This window comes from Streptomyces sp. NPDC048182 (assembly GCF_043202555.1).
Lineage (GTDB): Bacteria > Actinomycetota > Actinomycetes > Streptomycetales > Streptomycetaceae > Streptomyces.
In genome coordinates this window covers 105,192-121,848 of record NZ_JBIDAQ010000015.1, presented here as the reverse complement: position 1 = coordinate 121,848, position 16,657 = coordinate 105,192, and the positions used below count along the sequence as shown (strand labels likewise).

The following is a 16,657-nucleotide window of genomic DNA, read 5'->3' as shown; positions in this document are numbered from 1 at the left end:
CGATGAGTTCCGAGCCCCCGGACGGTCGACACTGGAGAGGAGAGAGAGGGGATCCGCCATGACGTCACACGAACTCGCCGACAACCCCACCACCGAACTCGACGCCCGCTACAGCTCCGCGCTCCAGCCCCGCCCGGGAGCCCGTGACGCCGCCCCCACCGAGTGGGCCGAGGCGTTGCGGGAGATGGCGGGCGCGGAGATCTTCTGGGTGTCCACCGTGCGCCCGGACGGCCACCTGCACGTCACCCCCCTGATCGCCGTCTGGCACGGGGAGGCGCTGCACTTCTGCACCGGCAGGGACGAGCAGAAGGCCCGCAACCTCGCCCACGACCCGCACTGCGCGCTCACCACCGGGGGCAACGCGCTCACCCAGGGGCTCGACCTGGTGGTCGAGGGCCGCGCGGAGCGGGTCACGGACCCGGCGGCCCTGGAGGAGGTGAGCGCCGCGTTCGAGGCGAAGTACGGCGAGCACATCACCTCGCCCGAGGGGACCTTCCACGGCCTCGGGGAGGGGCTCCGCGACGGCCGGGACCTGGTCTTCGCGGTGGCGCCGACCACGGCGTACGGCTTCGGCCGGAACGACGGCGTCTACACCCACACGCGCTGGACGTTCAACGCCGGGGAACGTCCCTGACGTACACGACCCCGTCGACGCGGGTCAGCCGGGCCGGGTCGAGCGGGGCGTAGCCGAACCACGGCGACTCCCGCGGGACGGCCCCGCCGAGGGCTGCGGCCAGGCGGGCGGCGTCGACCAGGCAGGCGTCCTTCGGGAGCGCGTGGAGAACGCCCTCCAGGGTGTCCGGCGGGGGAGTGCCCACACCCCGGTGCTCGATCGTGCCGAGGGCCGTGGCCAGGAAGGCGTACGCCGTCCCCAGCCGGGCGTGCGCGAGGGCGCCGGCGCTCCACCACTCCACCGGGGTGTGGCCCCACATGCGCATCGTGCTCTTCTCGCGCTGGAGGTGGCTGTTGTGCGCGTGCACCAGGACCGGGCTCCGGTCGGCCAGTGCGAGGAGGTTGTCGGCCATCATCAGGTCCCGCAGCCCCAGCAGGCGGGTCATGCGGGCCGGTGACGGGTCGGCCATGGCGTGGTGGTAGCGCAGCAACCCCACGGCGGTGCGCCCGTACAGCCCGGCCCGCTCCCAGTCGTCCCGCGTCCCCGCCGCGAGCAGCTCCGGCGTCCGCGTGCCGAGCAGCGCCACCAACTCGTCGGCCAGCAGCCGCAGCCGCTCCGCGTCGGCCGACCGCCCCGCGGAACGCCCCGGGTCGGTCATCGCGTCGGGCTCGGTCCACCGCTCGTCGGCGCCGAGCAGCCGGTCGAGCGTCTCCGCGTCGCAGGGCAGCAGGCCCGCCTCGACCCGGTCGGCGAGGTGGCGGTGGAGCGCGGTGAGGGCCTGCCGGGGGCTCGCGGCGCCGGTGATCTCCAGCGGTCCGTCCAGCCCGGCGAAGCGGAGCCGCTCGGCCGGGGGCCGGGTCTCGTTGTACGCCCGCATCCAGCGCACGAGCGCGCGGTTGGCGGCCGAGTCGCCGAAGCCGTGGCTGAAGCCGCGCGCCATGACGTCGTCCAGGGTGCCGGTGCCCGAGACCACGTGGTCGTCCACGATCAGCCCCCGCAGGCAGTCGCTCTCCAGAGCGATCGTCCGGTAACCCTCCCGCTCGGCCAACTGCCCGAAGAGGTCGTTGCGGAGGTCGAGGAGCATGTCCTCGCCGTGCGTGGGCTCGCCGAGGGCGAGCACGCGGGGCCGGGCCGGCAGCAGCCCCATGACGGTCGCGGCGTCGACGGAGCGGGCGGCCGGTGCGAGGTCGGCGGTGGTGTCGGTAGCCATGTCTCAACGCTATCGTTGAACCTACGGTTGAAACTCAGCCCGACTATCCTCGCGCTCATGGTGCGAAACCCTCAAAGCCGCGAACACCTCCGGCCCGTCGACCTGGCCCGCGGGCACGGTTTGTCCACGCAGGCGGTACGGAACTACGAGGAGGCCGGCATCCTCCCGCCCGCCGAGCGCACCCCCAGCGGCTACCGCGCCTACACCCCGCTGCACGCCGAGGCCCTGCGCGCGTTCCTCGCCCTGGTGCCCGGCCACGGCCACCAGACGGCGGCGTCGGTGCTGCGGGCGGTGAACCGGGGCGCGGAGGACGAGGCCCTCCGTCTCGTGGACGAGACCCACGCCCAACTCCTGGAGGACCGGCGCACCCTCCAGGCGGTGGAGGACGCCCTGCGAGACCTCGACCGCGACCCCGCCTCGGCGCCCGCACCGGCCGCGCCGGGCGACACCTTCATCGGCCCGCTGGCCGGCAGGCTCGGCATCCGCCCCGCCACGCTCCGCAAATGGGAACGCGCCGGCCTGGTCCACCCGCACCGCGACCCGCACACCGGCTACCGCGTCTACGGCAGCGCCGCCGTACGGGACGCCCGGCTGACCCGCCAACTCCGCCGCGGCGGCTACCTGCTGGACCAGATCGCCCCCCTGATCACCCAGGTCCGCTCGGCCGGCGGCCTGGCCCCGCTGGAATCCGCCCTGCGGGAGTGGCGGGCCCGCCTGTCCACCCGGGGCCGGGCCCTGCTGACGGGCGCCGCGGCACTGGAGGCGTACCTCAACCGGCGCTCGTCCTGAGGCGCGGGCCAGGTCTTCCGACCGCTCCAGGGAGGGCGGTCGGCCCCGACCGCTACGGGTGCTCGACCGCTACGGGTGACCTGTGCTCGGTGATCGTGCGGAGCAGCAGGTCCGCCGCCACCCCCGCGCCGTCCGCGCGGACCGTGCCGGCCACGGCGCCCGCCCGTGCGCGGGTCTCCGGGGCGAGGGCCCTCGACAGTGCCGCCGTCAGTGAGGCGACGGTCGGGGTGCGGTCGTGGTGGGCCGCGCCGATGCCGAGGTCGGCCACGCGGGTGGCCCAGTAGGGCTGGTCCGCGATCCGGGGGACCAGCACCTGGGGTGCCCCGGCGCGGGCCGCGGTGGTCGTGGTGCCCGCGCCGCCGTGGTGGACGACGGCGGCCACCCGGCCGAACAGCGCCTGCTGGTTGACCTCGCCGACGACGAGGCAGTCGTCCGCGTCGTCGACCGCCGCCAGGCCGGCCCAGCCCGAGGCCAGCAGGACGCGGCGGCCGAGGGCGCGGCCCGCCTGAGTGGCCACCCGCGCGATGTCCTGCGGGGCGTGCGCGGCCATGCTGCCGAAGCCGACGTACACCGGCGGTTCGCCGGCCGCGAGGAACGCCTCGAGCCGGGCCGGCAGCGGGCGTTCGTCGGGCAGGATCCACGCTCCGGTCTGGACGGGGTCCAGCTCCGTCAGGCCCCGGGACGGACACAGCACCGGGTCCGCCGCCAGCCACGGCCGGTCGGTGAGGACGTGGTCGCGGACGTTGTCCACCGGGGGCAGGCCGAGCGCCGCGCGGTGGTCGTTGAGCGCCCCGCCGTACAGGGCGTTCACCCGCTGGGCGTCCTGTTCCCACAGCACCCGGTGGTCGGTCTCCTCCGCCGGGGAGGGCGTGCCCGGCCGCGCCCCCGGGCGGAAGTGCCGGGACGGGAGCCCGAGGACGTGGAAGCAGGCGAGGACGTAGGGAATGCCCAGCTTCTCGGCCACGTCCCGCGCGCCGGCCGGCATCAGCCCCGTCGCCAGCACCGCGTCGCACCCCTCGGCCGCCGCGCCGAGCGTGGCGAACCGCGCGGCGACCAGTTCGGGGGCGAGCCGCAGGGCGTCCCGCGCGTTCGGCGGGGTCGGCCCGGCGACCACCGACCGCACCGTCGGGCCGAGCGGCACCAGGGGCACGCCGGCCCGTGCCAGCAGCGCCGCGAACTCCTCGTCCGGCGGCGCGCAGACCCGCGCCTCCGCACCCCGTCCGCGCAGCGCCACCGCCAGCGCCGCCAGCGGTTCGACATCCCCGCGCGATCCCCAAGTCATCAACAGCACGCGCACGCGGCGCCCCCTCGGCTAAGCAGTTTCCGGCTCTCGGCCGCCGAGTGTGCGGCAGGACGGGGGCCTTGCCGCAAGCCCCCCGGTGCGCTATAGGTTGATAGTGGCAGGGAGTTGCGTACTCCCTGCCTTCGTCATGTCCGGCGCGGCACGGCCCGAGCGCCGGGGAGGGCGTGCCGGGGAACGCGTGCCGCCGGGCGCCGGCGCCGGAGAAAAAGAGGGGCTCGGTCCCGGGCCCGGCTGTCACGATGCCCGCATGACGACACCCACGGAGGCACTGCTCATCGGCGGTCGCGCCGGAGTCGGCAAGACCAGCGTGGCCTGGGAGGTCTCCGCGCTGCTGCGGGCCCGCGACATGCCGCACGCCGTGCTCGAAGGCGACTACCTGGGCCAGGTGCACCCCGCCCCCGCGGACGACCCCGACCGGTCCCGGCTCACCGAGGCCAACCTGGCGGCGCTGTGGGCCAACCTCGCCCGGACCGGATGCCGGCGACTGGTCTACACGAACACCGTCAGCGTGCTGCCGGAGACCGCCGGCATGTTCCGGCGGGCCATGGGGGAGGAGGTGCGGATCGTGCGCGTCCTGCTCACCGCGTCCGACGCGACGGCCCGGGCCCGCCTGACCGGCCGCGAGCGCGGCTCGGAACTGGAGCACGAGCTACGCGGCAGCGTGCGCAAGGCGCGCCTGCTGGACGAACGGGCCCCCGCGGACGCCGTGCGGATCGCCACCGACGGCCGGTCCGTCCCCGACCTCGCCCGCGAGGTGGTCGCCGCCACCCGGTGGACCGGCCCCGACGATCGGTGACGGGCCGGAGGACTAGCGCTCCGCGGTGGACCCCGTCGCCCCCGGCCGGGGCGTGGCCGGCTGCTCGGCGGCGTCCGAGAGGCGGTCGAGCAGGTCCGGGACGGCGAGCAGCATGCGTCGCTCGTCCGGGGTCAGCCGCTCGGCGATGGTCCCGGCCACCCAGCGGCGGCGCGTGCGCCGGTCGCCCTCGAGTGCTCGGACGCCCGCCGGAGTGAGCGCGATGAGGAAGGAGCGCCCGTCGTGCGGGCTGCGGGAGCGGCTGACGAGGCCGGCCGCCTCCAGCGCGGCGACGGTGCGGCTCATGCTCTGGTGCTTCACCCGGTGCGCGGCGGCCAGGGCGGCTATCGTCCGCGGGCCCTCGCGGTCGAGCGTGCCCAGCGCTGAGGCGTGCAGCGGCGGCACGGTGTCGGCACGGGCGCGAACGGCGCGCACGAAGCGGCCGATCGAGCGGCGCAGCTCCTCCGCGATGTCCTCGTGGTTCACGTCCATCGGTAAAATATACAATGCTGCTGTACATCTTCCCCGGCCGGTGCGACGAGAAGAACCGGCGGGACGAGAGAGAGAAGAAGCCCGTGCGCCTCACCAAGTACGCCCACGCCTGCGTCACCCTCACCGACGGCGACCGCACGCTGCTGATCGACCCCGGCGCCTTCACGCCGAACGCGGCCGAGCTGCTCACCCGCGCCGACGCGGTCCTGGTGACCCATGAGCACTTCGACCACATCGACGAGAACGCCCTGCGGGCGGAGCTGGCCAAGCGCCCCGACCTCACCGTCCACACCACCGCGGAGGTGGCCGCGAAGCTGGGCGAGCAGGCCGTGGCCGTCACGGCGGGCGACCGCTTCCAGGCCGCGGGCTTCGACGTCGCCGTCCACGGTGAGCAGCACGCGCTCATCCACGCGGACATCCCGCTGGTGCAGAACGTCGGCTTCCTCGTGGCCGACCGCGTCTTCCACCCCGGCGACTCGTACCACGTGCCGGACACCCCCGTGGAGACCCTGCTGGTGCCGACCAGCGGTCCGTGGACCAAGTTCGGCGAGGCCGCCGACTTCGTCCGCGCGGTGCGCCCCGGCCGCACCCTCCAGATCCACGAGCTGATGCTCAGCGAACTCGGCCAGAACTCGGCCGCCATGTTCCTCGGCAAGGACGGTCTGACCGGCGTCCCGTTGAAAACTCTCGCCTGGGGCGACTCCACCGAGGTCTGAGCGGCGACCATGGAGGGGACGACCGTCGAGGAGGGGGCGAGGATGCGGCGTTACGTGGTGGTGGGTGCCGGCGCGGTGGGCAGCGCGATGGGAGGTCTCCTGGCGCGTGCGGGCCGCGAGGTCCTGCTCGTCGCCCGGGGTGAGCACGCCCGGGTGGCCGCCGCGAAGGGCCTCCGGCTGCGCTGCCCGGACGGCGCGTGGACGGTGCCGGTCCCGGTGGTGACGGGGCCGGAGCAGGTGCGGCTGACGACGGACGACGTGCTGCTGCTCACGGTCAAGACCCAGCAGGCCGAGGCGGCCGTCGAGCAGTGGGCCGACGTGCCGGTGCACGACGGGACCGGACGGAACGCCGGGCGGGCGGGCGACCTGCTGCCCCTGCTGACCGCGCTGAACGGGGTGGCGGCCGAGGACATCGCGCTGCGCCGCTTCTCCCGCGTCTTCGGGGTGTGCGTGTGGTGCCCGACGGTCATGACGGACCCGGGCGAGGTGCTCGTGCGCGGTGTCCCGGTGCGCGGCATTTTCCATGTCGGCCGCTACGGCGGCGCCCGGGAGCAGGGGGAGGGGGCGTTCCTGGACGACCTCGTGGCGGACGCGGACGCCGCGGACCTGCGCGTGCTCCTCCCGGACGACGTGATGCCGTGGAAGTACGCGAAGCTGCTGGCCAACCTCGGGAACGTGCTGCAGGCGCTGCTGGGCGACACCTCGGGCGCCGAGGACGTCCTGGAGGCCGCCCGGTCCGAGGCCCGCGCCGTGCTGGCCGCGGCCGGCGTCGTGCTGCCCGGCGAGGACGAGGCACGCGCGGCCCGGGCCGACCTGGAGGTGCGCGAGATCCCCGGTGAGCCGGCGCGACTCGGCGGCTCCTCCTGGCAGTCGCTGACGCGCGGCACCGGCAACATCGAGACCGACTACCTGAACGGAGAGATCGTCCTGATGGCCCGCAGGCTCGGCCTGAGCGCCCCGGTCAACGCCGATCTCACCGCCCTGGCCCGCGCCGCCGCGCGGGCGCGGCACCGGCCGGGAGACCTGACACCGGCCGAGCTGCGCGGCCGCCTCGCCCGGTGACCGGCGGGCGGCGCCCGCGGTGCGTACCCCGGTCCGGGCGGCCTCGCTCACCGCCCCGGCGCACCGCTCCCCGCCGCCCCGTCGACTACCTTGTCACTGCGGAGGACACGCATGTATAACAGCGCTGTATAACGTTGTAAACCAACATGCAGGGGCTCGGCGCACGGCTCACGGTCACCGCACCTGACCCGCTCCGACACCCGATTTCGGGCCGCTCCGGAAGGGAATGCCGTGCGGGTCAGCCTCAAGGACGTCGCCGCGCACGCGGGGGTCTCCATCAAGACCGTCTCCAACGTGGTGAACAACTACCAGCACGTCACCCCCGCGATGCGCGAGCGCGTCCAGCGCTCCATCGACGTGCTCGGCTACCGCCCCAACCTGGCCGCCCGGCACCTGCGCAAGGGCCGCACCGGCATCATCGCGCTCGCCCTGCCGGAGCTGGGCAACCCCTACTTCGCCGAGTTGGCCGCCGCCGTCGTGGACACCGCCGCCGAGCACGACTACATCGTGCTGCTCGACCACACCGGCGGGCGTCGCGAGCAGGAGCTGCTGGTCAGCCAGGGGTTCCGGGCGCGGGTCATCGACGGGCTCATCCTCAGCCCCATCGAGCTGGAGGCCGAGGACCTGTGCGACCGGGACGAGAACGTGCCGCTGGTGCTGCTCGGCGAGCGGGACTACGGCCTGCCCTACGACCACATCGCCATCGACAACGTCGCCGCCGCCCGCGGCGCGGTCCGGCACCTGCTCGACCTCGGCCGCCGCGAGGTGGCCTTCATCGGGGCCCGGCGAGGCCGCAGCGAGCCCGCGCAACTCCGGGTGCGGGGCTGGCGGGAGGAGCTGACCGCCGCCGGACTCGCCGCTGACGCCGGTCTGGTGGCCGCGACCGACGGCTGGGGCCACGCGGACGGCGCGGCGGCCATGACCCGCATCCTGGAGAGCGGGCGCCGCCCCGACGCGGTGTTCGCCTACAACGACCCGATGGCCATCGGTGCGATGCGGGTGCTGCACGAGCGGGGCCTCAGGGTCCCCGAGGACATCGCCGTGGTCGGCTTCGACGACGTCATCGAGGGGCGCTTCGGCGCGGTGACCCTCACCTCCGTATCGCCGGACAAGGAGGCCATCGGGCGCCTCGCGGTGGAGTCGGTACTCGCCCGCCTCGCCGCCGAGGCGGCCCCCGACCCCCGCCGGGTCTGGGCGGCCCACCGCCTGGTCGCCCGGGAAAGCACCCTGGGCCACCGTGCGGGCGCCTGACGGCGGGTCAGGGCCGAGAGGAACGCGGCACGGCACCGGGCGGCCCCGTGCAGCCGGGTCCCTCACGGGCGGGCCCCGTGCTGCTGGGTCCGGCACAGCCGGGTGCCCTGCGGGTGGGCCCCGTGTTGGAAGGCCCGGCACAGCCGGGCCCCCTACGGGCGGGCCCCGTGCCGGTGGGTCCGGTACAGCCGGGTGCCCTGCGGGCGGGCCCCGTGCTGGCGGGTCCGGTGCAGCCGAGTCCCCCACGGGCGGGCCCCGTACAACCGGGTCCCGTACAGCCGAATCCCCTACGGACGGGCCCCGTACCGGCAGACCCCGTACGGCGATCCGCGCCCACGCGGCGGCCCCCCCGCACCCCCGCCCACCCCTACAGCGCCGCCCCCTCCAGACACGTCCCCTCCAGGCACGCCCCCCGCAGATCCGCCCCGGACAGGTCCGCCCCCCACAGATCCGCCCCGCACAGGCACGCGTCCCGCAGCACCGCCCCCGCCAGCACCGCGTCGCTCAGGTCGGCGCAGCGCAGTACCGCCCCGACCAGCCGGGCGCCGCCCAGGTCGGCGGCGGCGAGATGCGCCGACTCCAGGCGCGCCCCGCTCAGGTCGCGGCCGGCGAGGGTGATGCCCTCCAGGTCGAGGCCCGTCAGGTCGGCGCCCGCCAGCGATCCCGGCGCGGCGGCCAGGGCGACACCCGGCACAGGGTCTTCGTCATACATGCCGGCACTCCATCTCGACAACGTTGTCAACTCCCGTGGCCATCCTGTCGCCCGCCTCCGGGAGCGTCAAGGGACGCCCGCCGGGCCCCGCCGTGCCCGCAGGTTGTGCACAGGGGGTTTACAGCACTCTTCCAACGATGTAAAAACCTCCTTGCGGCGGACGTGACAACGTCTCGTGCCGGGGGAGAAACGCCGTTCCCGCTCGTGGCACCGCCTGTCCGCTCCCCTCAACCCTTCTCAGCTCTCCGCGTCACCCGGATCGGGGTCACCATGCAGCGCAGCTCTCACCGTCCTCGTCACTTCGCCCGCCCCGCGGCCGTGGCCCTGGCCGCCGCGGTCGCGCTGACCGCCTCCGCCTGCGCGAAGTCGGAGGACGACGGGTCGGACGACACCAAGTCCTCCGCGTCCGCGGCCGACGCCGGTCAGAAGGTCGCCACGCCGAAGGCGGGCAGCAAGAGCTGCACCGTCGACGCGTACGGCGCCAAGAAGCTTGACCTCAAGGGCGCCACCGTCGGCTTCTCCCAGTCGGAGAAGGAGGCCAACCCCTTCCGCATCGCCGAGACGCAGTCCATCAAGGACGAGGCGAAGAAGCGCGGCGTGAAGCTGCTGACGGCCAACGCCCAGTCGCAGTTCTCCAAGCAGATCAGCGACGTGCAGGACCTGCTCGCCAAGGGCGCCGACCTGCTGGTGATCGCCCCGCTCAACTCCGACGGCTGGGACCCGGTGCTCCAGGCCGCCGCCGCCAAGAAGGTCCCGATCGTCACCATCGACCGCAAGATCAACGCCACCGCCTGCAAGGACTACGTCTCCTTCATCGCCTCCGACTTCGTCGGGCAGGGCAAGCGCGCCGCGGATCAGATGATCGAGGCCACCGGCGGCAAGGGCGAGGTGGCGATCCTGCTCGGCGCGGCCGGCAACAACGTCACCACCGAGCGCACCAAGGGCTTCAAGGACCAGATCGCCGCCAAGGCCCCCGACCTGAAGGTGGTCTTCGAGCAGACCGGCGACTTCGCGCGCGAGAAGGGCCAGCAGGTCACCGAGCAGCTCATCCAGTCCAAGCCCGGCATCAAGGGCGTCTACGCCGAGAACGACGAGATGGGCCTCGGCGCCGTCGCCGCCCTGAAGGGCGCCGGCAAGAAGGCCGGCGACGTCAAGATCGTCACCGTGGACGGCACCCGCAACGCCGTCCAGGGCATCGCCGACGGCTGGATCAGCGGCGTCATCGAGTCCAACCCGCGCTTCGGCCCGCTCGCCTTCCAGACCCTGGACACCTTCACCCAGGGCAAGGAAGTCGCGCAGGACATCATCATCGAGGACAGCGCCTACAACGCGGACAACGCCAAGCAGGACATCGGCAAGGCGTACTGATCCCGACCGGGGGCCCGTCCGGCACGGGCCCCCGCCCGCCTCACCCACACGCACACTTCCTGGAGGCACAGGTGGCACCCCCCGCCGAAGTCCTCGCCGTCCGCGGGCTGAGCAAGACCTTCCCCGGCGTCCGGGCCCTGGACGACGTCGACCTCACCCTGCACGCCGGTGAGGTCCACGCGCTGATCGGCGAGAACGGCGCCGGCAAGTCGACCCTCATCAAGCTCCTCACCGGCGTCTACCGGCCGGACGCGGGAGACATCACCTTCCAGGGCGGCAAGGTCTCCTTCGCCACCCCCCTGGAGGCGCAGAAGGCCGGGATCTCGACCATCTACCAAGAGGTCAACCTCATCCCGCTGCTGAGCGTGGCCCGCAACCTCTTCCTCGGCCGCGAACCGCGCACCCGCCTCGGCCTGCTGGACTTCGCCCGGATGAACCGCGAGGCCGAGCGGGTGCTCGCCGAGTACGGCGTCCGCGTCGACGTCCGCCGCTCGCTGCGCACCCTCGGCGTCGGCGCCCAGCAGATGGTCGCCCTCGCCCGGGCCGTCGCCACCGAGGCGCGGGTCGTCATCATGGACGAGCCGACCTCCTCCCTCGAACCCCGCGAGGTCGAGACCCTGTTCTCGGTCATCCGCCGGCTGCGCGACGACGGCATCGCCGTGGTCTACGTCAGCCACCGCCTGGACGAGCTGTACGCCGTGTGCGAGACGGTCACCGTGCTCCGCGACGGCCGCCGCGTCCACCACGGCAGGCTCGCCGACCTCGACCGCCTCGCCCTGGTCTCCACCATGCTCGGCCGCGAACTGGGCGAGGTCCGCGCCGAGGGCCTCACCAAGTTCAGCGGCGACCACCACGCCGCCGACGCGGCTCCCGTGCTGGCCGCCGAGGACCTCGACGTCCCGCACCGGCTGCACGGCGTGTCGGTGACCATCCGCCCCGGCGAGGTCGTCGGCCTCGGCGGGCTGCTCGGCTCCGGGCGCACCGAGACGGCGAAGGCCATCTCCGGCGCCCTGGCGCTGCGTTCGGGCAATGTCACGGTGGCCGGCGTGCCGCTGCGCGGCGGCTCCACCCCGGCCGCGATCCGGGCCGGCGTCAGCCTCCTCCCCGAGGACCGCAAGAGCGAGGGCATCGTGCCCGGCCTGTCGGTCCGCGAGAACATCGCCCTCGCCGTGCTGCCCCGCCTCTCCCGCTTCGGCCTGGTCTCCGAGGCCCGCGTCGACGCCATCGTGGACACCTTCATCGAGCGGCTGCGCATCAAAGCGTCCTCCCCGCACCAGAAGGTCGGCGAACTCTCCGGCGGCAACCAGCAGAAGGTGCTGCTCGCCCGCTGGCTGGCGATGAACCCCAAGGTCCTGCTGCTCGACGAGCCCACCCGGGGCATCGACGTCGGTGCCAAGGCCGAGGTGCAGAAGCTCGTGGACGAACTGGCCGCCGACGGCCTGGGCGTCCTGCTCATCTCCTCCGACCTGGAGGAACTGATCGAAGGGTCCGACCGCGTGGTCGTACTGAAGGACGGAGCCGTCGTCGGCGAGCTGACCGGCGAGGACGTCACCGAGGACAAGCTGATGCGCACCATCGCAGGCGACGCCCCCGCGGCGCCCCGGGGCGGGCACGCCGTCACCGCGGTCACCACGGTGAAGGAGGCGGCCACCGATGGCTGAAGCCACCGCCGGGGGAGTCGCCCTCGACAAGGCCCGCATCCTGCAATGGCTCCAGACGTACGGGGTCTACGCGGGCGTCGCCCTGCTCCTGATCGTCAACATCGCCATCACCCCGCACTTCCTGTCGGTGGAGAACTTCCGCACCCAGGCCGTGCAGGTCGCCCCCGTCATCATCGTCGCGCTCGGCATGGCCCTGGTCATCGGCACCGAGGGCGTCGACCTGTCGGTGGGCGCCGTGATGGCGCTGGCGGCCGCCGTCACCGCCCTCTACCTCGGCTACGGGCTGCTGCCCACCCTGCTGATCGTCGCGGTGTTCGCGGCCGGCGTGGGCCTCGCCAACGGGGCGCTGGTCGCGTTCATCGGCGTGCAGCCCATCGTCGCCACCCTGGCCCTCATGGTCGGCGGCCGGGGCATCGCCCTGGTGCTGCTGCCGCAGCTGAAGGACCTGCGCAACCCGACCCTGGCCGACCTCGGCTCCGGCGACATCGTGGGGATCCCGTACCTGATCCTCATCGCCGCCGCACTGGCCTTCCTGGTGGCCTTCGTGGTGCGCCGCACCACCTTCGGGCGCCAGCTCCTCGCCATCGGCGACAGCCGCCCGGCCGCCCAGCTCGCCGGCCTGCCGGTGCGCCGCGTCCTGATCATCGTCTACGTCGTCAGCGCGCTGCTCGCGGCCGTGGCCGGCGTGCTCGCCACCGCCCGGCTCCAGGCCAGCGACCCGACCTCGCTGGGCAACCTGATGGAGCTGTCCGCCATCACCGCGGTGGTCGTCGGCGGCACCCCGCTCACCGGCGGCCGGGTCAACATCGGCGGCACCGTGGCCGGCGCCGTCCTCATCCAGCTGCTCACCGCCACCCTCATCAAGCACGATCTGCCGCCCTCGTGGACCCAGATCGCCCAGGCCATAGTGATCGTGTGCGCGGTCTACGCGGCACGGGGACGGGGGAAGCGATGACCGTCACGAACACGGACTCACCCGTGACCACCGCGAGCAACGAACCCACCGGCGAGACCGCGCCGGCCGGCTCCGCCCGCTCCGAGCGGCTGAGCGCCCTGGTCCAGCAGCACGGCGCGCTGGCCGTCCTGGTCATCGTCTCCCTGGTGGCGTCGTTCAGCTTCGACTCCTTCGCCACCGGCGACAACCTCGGCAACATGGCCACCAGTTCGGCCTTCCTCGCCGTCGTCGCCCTCGGCATGACCTTCGTCATCATCACCGGCGGCATCGACCTCTCGGTCGGCTCCCTGTTCGCGCTCGGCGGCGTGCTGGCCGCCTGGGGCTCCCGGCACGGCACCTTCGTCGCGCTGCTGCTGCCGCTCGCGGTGTGCGGCCTGATCGGCGTGGTCAACGGGCTCCTCGTGGCCCGCTCCCGCCTCGCGCCGTTCATCGTCACCCTGGCCGCCATGCTCGGCGCGCGCGGCCTGATGCTGTCCCTCACCGACGAGGGCGCCGACACCTACCTGATCGGCAAGGACTCCGTCCTCGCCGAGCTGGGCCAGGGCAAGACGTTCGGCGTCGGCAACCCGGTGTGGATCACGCTGCTGCTGTTCGTCGCCGGCGCGATCGTGCTGCGCCGCACCCGCTTCGGGCAGCACGTGTACGCGGTCGGCGGCAACGAGGACGCGGCGGCCCTGATGGGCGCCCCGGTGGCCCGCACCAAGATCCTCGTCTACACCCTCTCCGGCCTCCTGGCCGGCCTGGCCGGCGCCCTGAACGCCGCCTGGCTCGCCTCCGGCGTGACCATCCTCGGCAACGGCATGGAACTGGACGCCATCTCCGCCGTCGTCATCGGCGGCACCCTGCTCACCGGCGGCCTCGGCTACGTCAGCGGCTCGCTGGTCGGCGTGCTGCTGCTGAAGGTCATCCAGAACGTCATCAACCAGATCGGCTCCCTCGACTCCTCCTACCAGCAGGTCGTCAGCGGCGCGTTCCTCGCCGTCGTCGTCATCGCCCAGACGTATCTGGGCCGCAGGCGCCAGCTCATGTGACCCCCCGACACTCCGACACCCACCCCCGAGAACCCCGGACGCGGCGGTCGTGCCTTCTCTCGATCCCGGCCGCCGCGTCCGGACCCACGGCGGGCCGGCACCACCGCACCGACGGTACGGACCGGCCCGTCGTCGTACACGCACGTCTCCCCGCCCCCACTCAGCAAGGAGTCACGATGCGTCGACCACCCGCACGGCGTTCCCCGGTGCCCTGGCTCAGACGGCGAGCGCACCGGGCCGCCACCGCCCTCGCGGCACTGGCCCTCCTGGGCGGCACCGCGCTCACCGCCGCCGCTTCCGGGACCGCGAGCGCCGCGCCGCAGGCGTGGACCCCCAAGCCCGCGCCCCTGACCACCCCGTGGACCAACCAGGTGCCCACGGCCAACCCGCTGCCTGAGTACCCCCGCCCGCAGCTCACCCGGCCCGACTGGGCCAACCTGAACGGCATCTGGGACTTCGCCGTCACCTCGGCGGGCGCCGGCCAGCCCGCCACCTTCGGCGAGCAGATCCGGGTGCCCTTCGTCGCCGAGTCCGCGCTCTCCGGCATCCAGCGCAGGATCACCCAGAACGACAAGCTCTGGTACAAGCGCACCTTCACCGTGCCGTCGAACTGGAACGGCCGCCGCGTCCAGCTCAACTTCGGCGCCAGCGACTGGCAGACCACGGTGTGGGTCAACGGCCGCCAGGCCGGGGCCGCGCACAGCGGCGGCTACGACGCCTTCACCTACGACATCACCGACCTCCTCAACGGCGGCACCAACACCATCGTCGTCTCCGTCTTCGACCCCACCCAGACCGGTGGGCAGGCGATCGGCAAGCAGCGCATCAACGACGTCACCCCGCACCCGGGCGGTGGCATCTTCTACACCGCCGCCTCCGGCATCTGGCAGACGGTGTGGCTGGAGCCCACCAACGCGGCCCGCGTCGACCGCCTCGACATGGTGCCCGACCTGGCCAACAACCGCCTGAAGGTCACCGTCCGCGGCGCCGGCACCAGCGGCGGCCAGCAGGCCCGCGTCACGGTGTCCACCGGCGGCACCACCGTCGGCACCGCCACCGGCACGGTCGGCAGCGAGTTCTACGTGCCCGTACCCAACGCGCACCGCTGGACCCCGGACGACCCGTTCCTCTACGACGTCAAGGCCGACCTGCTCTCCGGCTCCACCACCGTCGACTCCGTCGGCAGCTACACCGGCATGCGCACCATCTCCGTAGCCAACGTCGGCGGCGTCCTGCGGCCCGTCCTGAACGGCCAGTTCGTCTTCCAGACCGGCACCCTCGACCAGGGCTACTGGCCGGACGGCATCTACACCGCGCCCACCGACGCGGCCCTCCGCTTCGACCTGCAGAAGCACAAGGACCTCGGCTTCAACATGGTCCGCAAGCACATCAAGGTCGAACCGCAACGCTGGTTCTACTGGGCCGACCGGCTCGGCCTGCTCGTCTGGCAGGACATGCCGGCCATGGACACCCGCACCCCGGACGCCGCCGCCCGCACCCAGTGGGAGGCCGAGTACGACCGCATCATCGACCAGCACCGCAGCTCCCCGTCGCTGGTGATGTGGGTCAACCAGAACGAGGGCTGGGGCCAGTACGACCAGGCCCGCATCGCCAACAAGGTGAAGGCGGCCGACCCCTCGCGCCTGGTCGACAACATGAGCGGCATCAACTGCTGCGGCGCCGTCGACGGCGGCAACGGCGACGTGCTCGACCACCACGTCTACGTCGGCCCCGGCAACACCGTGCCCAGCTCCACCCGCGCCGCCGTCCTCGGCGAGTACGGCGGCCTCGGCCTCAAGGTCGCCGGACACGAGTGGTACCCGGGCGGCGGCTTCAGCTACGAGGACCAGCCCGACGCCGCCCACCTCACCAACCGCTTCATCGGCCTCCTCGACGCCCTGCGCCAGGTACGCATGCCCCGCGGCCTGTCGGCCTCGGTCTACACCGAGATCACCGACGTCGAGAACGAGGCCAACGGCCTGCTCACCTACGACCGGCAGGTGGTCAAGGTCGACGAGGCCCGGGTCAGGGCCGCCAACCAGGCGCTGATCAACGCCTCCCGCGGCAACACGACGCCGGCCACCCTGCCGGTCAACCAGTACAAGTCGCTGCGCGTGGTCACCCCGGGCTTCAGCGACCGCTACGTGCGCCACCAGGCGGGCGCCGCCCGCACCGACGTCGTCAACTCCGGCAGCGACGCGCTGCTGAAGAACGACGCCACCTGGCGGATCGTGCCGGGCCTGGCGAACAGCTCCTGCTACTCCTTCGAGTCGCGCAACTACCCGGGCCAGTACCTGCGCCACCGCGAGTTCCGCGTCTACAAGGAGGGCGGCACCGACGACCTGTTCCGCAACGACGCCACCTTCTGCCCGGTGCCGGGCGCGAACGGCTCGGTGCGGATGTCGGCGTACAACTTCCCCGACCAGTACCTGCGCCACTACGACTCGACGCTGTACCTCGCCACCCCGGGCGGCACGCACGCCTGGGAGGGCCCGTCCCTCTTCACGGAGGACACCAGCTGGGCGGTGGAGGCGCCCTGGGCGCCCTGACCGGCTGAGCCGAAGAGCAGAGAGCGGTGGGGGGCCCCGCCGGGGGCGCCCCCCCCCCCGGCGGGGAGGGCCCCCCGGGGGCCCCCCGGCGGCCCCCCCCCACCCCCCCGGGGGGCCGCCCCCCCCCCGGCCGGGGGTCCACCACCCCGCCG

Annotated in this window: 15 protein-coding genes; 11 read left to right on the top strand and 4 right to left on the bottom strand. The window is 73.5% G+C overall.

Annotated features, from left to right (window positions below):
• Positions 1-58 precede the first annotated feature (58 nt).
• Positions 59-634, top strand: coding sequence for a pyridoxamine 5'-phosphate oxidase family protein (locus ACGFZL_RS26180; protein ID WP_393695261.1), 576 nt, complete (start codon positions 59-61; stop codon positions 632-634).
• Here the strand turns inward: ACGFZL_RS26180 and ACGFZL_RS26175 are convergent.
• The gene (locus ACGFZL_RS26175; RefSeq protein WP_393695259.1) at positions 612-1,823 is read right to left on the bottom strand and encodes an erythromycin esterase family protein; all 1,212 of its coding nucleotides are present in this window, start codon (positions 1,821-1,823) and stop codon (positions 612-614) included. The genes ACGFZL_RS26180 and ACGFZL_RS26175 overlap by 23 nt on opposite strands.
• A gap of 57 nt (positions 1,824-1,880) precedes the next feature.
• On the opposite strand from ACGFZL_RS26175, the gene ACGFZL_RS26170 reads away from it, so the two are divergent.
• Positions 1,881-2,612, top strand: coding sequence for a TioE family transcriptional regulator (locus ACGFZL_RS26170; RefSeq protein ID WP_393695257.1), 732 nt, complete (start codon positions 1,881-1,883; stop codon positions 2,610-2,612).
• Positions 2,613-2,664: 52 nt separating this feature from the next.
• Here the strand turns inward: ACGFZL_RS26170 and ACGFZL_RS26165 are convergent, their stop codons facing one another.
• Positions 2,665-3,909, bottom strand: a complete 1,245-nt coding sequence (locus ACGFZL_RS26165) for a glycosyltransferase (RefSeq protein ID WP_393695255.1) — start codon at positions 3,907-3,909, stop codon at positions 2,665-2,667.
• A 253-nt stretch (positions 3,910-4,162) separates the two neighbouring features.
• Here ACGFZL_RS26165 and ACGFZL_RS26160 point away from each other — a divergent pair, with 253 nt between their 5' ends.
• Positions 4,163-4,711, top strand: coding sequence for a hypothetical protein (locus ACGFZL_RS26160; protein WP_393695253.1), 549 nt, complete (start codon positions 4,163-4,165; stop codon positions 4,709-4,711).
• Positions 4,712-4,723: 12 nt separating this feature from the next.
• Here the strand turns inward: ACGFZL_RS26160 and ACGFZL_RS26155 are convergent, their stop codons facing one another.
• Positions 4,724-5,200, bottom strand: coding sequence for a MarR family winged helix-turn-helix transcriptional regulator (locus ACGFZL_RS26155; RefSeq protein ID WP_393695251.1), 477 nt, complete (start codon positions 5,198-5,200; stop codon positions 4,724-4,726).
• A gap of 14 nt (positions 5,201-5,214) precedes the next feature.
• On the opposite strand from ACGFZL_RS26155, the gene ACGFZL_RS26150 reads away from it, so the two are divergent.
• From ACGFZL_RS26150 to ACGFZL_RS26140, 3 genes are all read left to right on the top strand, one after another.
• Complete coding sequence (locus tag ACGFZL_RS26150) at positions 5,215-5,916, top strand: MBL fold metallo-hydrolase (RefSeq protein WP_393695249.1); 702 nt, start codon at positions 5,215-5,217, stop codon at positions 5,914-5,916.
• 9 nt (positions 5,917-5,925) lie between these two features.
• Positions 5,926-6,978 carry a ketopantoate reductase family protein gene (locus tag ACGFZL_RS26145; protein ID WP_393695247.1) on the top strand — a complete coding sequence of 351 codons (1,053 nt, stop codon included), beginning with the start codon at positions 5,926-5,928 and terminating at the stop codon, positions 6,976-6,978.
• 231 nt (positions 6,979-7,209) lie between these two features.
• Positions 7,210-8,229: a LacI family DNA-binding transcriptional regulator gene (locus tag ACGFZL_RS26140; protein WP_393695245.1), complete on the top strand. Its 1,020-nt coding sequence runs from the start codon at positions 7,210-7,212 to the stop codon at positions 8,227-8,229.
• A 367-nt stretch (positions 8,230-8,596) separates the two neighbouring features.
• On the opposite strand, the gene ACGFZL_RS26135 is transcribed toward ACGFZL_RS26140, so the two are convergent.
• Positions 8,597-8,941, bottom strand: coding sequence for a pentapeptide repeat-containing protein (locus ACGFZL_RS26135; RefSeq protein ID WP_393695243.1), 345 nt, complete (start codon positions 8,939-8,941; stop codon positions 8,597-8,599).
• A gap of 270 nt (positions 8,942-9,211) precedes the next feature.
• Between ACGFZL_RS26135 and ACGFZL_RS26130 the strand changes: the two genes are divergently transcribed.
• From ACGFZL_RS26130 to ACGFZL_RS26110, 5 genes are all read left to right on the top strand, one after another.
• Complete coding sequence (locus tag ACGFZL_RS26130) at positions 9,212-10,309, top strand: ABC transporter substrate-binding protein (protein ID WP_393695241.1); 1,098 nt, start codon at positions 9,212-9,214, stop codon at positions 10,307-10,309.
• A gap of 71 nt (positions 10,310-10,380) precedes the next feature.
• The gene (locus ACGFZL_RS26125) at positions 10,381-11,970 is read left to right on the top strand and encodes a sugar ABC transporter ATP-binding protein (RefSeq protein ID WP_393695239.1); all 1,590 of its coding nucleotides are present in this window, start codon (positions 10,381-10,383) and stop codon (positions 11,968-11,970) included.
• Positions 11,963-12,925: an ABC transporter permease gene (locus ACGFZL_RS26120; RefSeq protein WP_355175825.1), complete on the top strand. Its 963-nt coding sequence runs from the start codon at positions 11,963-11,965 to the stop codon at positions 12,923-12,925. The genes ACGFZL_RS26125 and ACGFZL_RS26120 overlap by 8 nt, the downstream gene beginning before the upstream one ends.
• Positions 12,922-13,956, top strand: coding sequence for an ABC transporter permease (locus tag ACGFZL_RS26115; RefSeq protein WP_355175824.1), 1,035 nt, complete (start codon positions 12,922-12,924; stop codon positions 13,954-13,956). Before ACGFZL_RS26120 ends, ACGFZL_RS26115 begins: the two co-directional genes overlap by 4 nt.
• A 176-nt stretch (positions 13,957-14,132) precedes the next feature.
• Positions 14,133-16,505 (top strand): AbfB domain-containing protein, encoded by a 2,373-nt coding sequence (locus ACGFZL_RS26110; protein WP_393695237.1) that lies wholly within the window; start codon positions 14,133-14,135, stop codon positions 16,503-16,505.
• Positions 16,506-16,657 lie beyond the last annotated feature (152 nt).

Excerpts from the sequence above, each read along its gene's own strand:
- ACGFZL_RS26130 (WP_393695241.1), top strand. The coding sequence starts at position 9,212 with ATGCAGCGCAGCTCTCACCGTCCTCGTCACTTCGCCCGCCCCGCGGCC.
- ACGFZL_RS26110 (WP_393695237.1), top strand. The coding sequence starts at position 14,133 with ATGCGTCGACCACCCGCACGGCGTTCCCCGGTGCCCTGGCTCAGACGG.
- ACGFZL_RS26150 (WP_393695249.1), top strand. The coding sequence starts at position 5,215 with ATGCTGCTGTACATCTTCCCCGGCCGGTGCGACGAGAAGAACCGGCGG.
- ACGFZL_RS26175 (WP_393695259.1), bottom strand. The coding sequence starts at position 1,823 with ATGGCTACCGACACCACCGCCGACCTCGCACCGGCCGCCCGCTCCGTC.
- ACGFZL_RS26145 (WP_393695247.1), top strand. The coding sequence starts at position 5,926 with ATGGAGGGGACGACCGTCGAGGAGGGGGCGAGGATGCGGCGTTACGTG.
- ACGFZL_RS26115 (WP_355175824.1), top strand. The coding sequence starts at position 12,922 with ATGACCGTCACGAACACGGACTCACCCGTGACCACCGCGAGCAACGAA.
- ACGFZL_RS26160 (WP_393695253.1), top strand. The coding sequence starts at position 4,163 with ATGACGACACCCACGGAGGCACTGCTCATCGGCGGTCGCGCCGGAGTC.
- ACGFZL_RS26170 (WP_393695257.1), top strand. The coding sequence starts at position 1,881 with ATGGTGCGAAACCCTCAAAGCCGCGAACACCTCCGGCCCGTCGACCTG.
- ACGFZL_RS26135 (WP_393695243.1), bottom strand. The coding sequence starts at position 8,941 with ATGTATGACGAAGACCCTGTGCCGGGTGTCGCCCTGGCCGCCGCGCCG.
- ACGFZL_RS26180 (WP_393695261.1), top strand. The coding sequence starts at position 59 with ATGACGTCACACGAACTCGCCGACAACCCCACCACCGAACTCGACGCC.
- ACGFZL_RS26120 (WP_355175825.1), top strand. The coding sequence starts at position 11,963 with ATGGCTGAAGCCACCGCCGGGGGAGTCGCCCTCGACAAGGCCCGCATC.
- ACGFZL_RS26155 (WP_393695251.1), bottom strand. The coding sequence starts at position 5,200 with ATGGACGTGAACCACGAGGACATCGCGGAGGAGCTGCGCCGCTCGATC.